At 42.2% G+C, this 360-nt stretch carries 1 protein-coding gene; it reads left to right on the top strand.

Annotation, left to right across the window (positions count from 1 at the left end; all coding sequences use genetic code 11):
• Positions 1 to 360, top strand: a 360-nt coding sequence (locus tag DWZ82_RS15005) for a C-terminal helicase domain-containing protein (protein WP_279217449.1), incomplete at both ends; no start/stop codon positions are given.

The following is a 360-nucleotide window of genomic DNA, read 5'->3' as shown; positions in this document are numbered from 1 at the left end:
TACCTGTAACAAGAAAACACTGGAGGAACGACTGGAATTTCGTATTAAGAAGCTCTGCAAGACGATTGACAAATACCATAAAGATGGTTCGGTTCTTATCTTTGCTCAGACTACGACTTATGTCGATGCGCTGTATAATATTTTAGAAGAAAAGTATCCCGATGACGTTACACGCTATCACTCACGAATTAAACCCGAACGCCGCAAGAAACAACTGCTGTTCGACTTCCTGCAAGGCAAAAGAAAGATTATGATTGCAACTTCTGCATTCAGTATGGGTATTGATGTCTCCGATATTGAACTTGTCGTGCACTTCAATGCACCGATCAGCATGACGGATTACATCCAGCAGATTGGCCG

Origin of the sequence: Butyricicoccus sp. AF35-5AC, from assembly GCF_003477715.1 — a bacterium.
GTDB lineage: Bacteria > Bacillota > Clostridia > Oscillospirales > Butyricicoccaceae > Agathobaculum > Agathobaculum butyriciproducens.
Note: the sequence above shows the minus strand (reverse complement) of the source record. Positions and strands in the feature narration are given on the sequence as shown.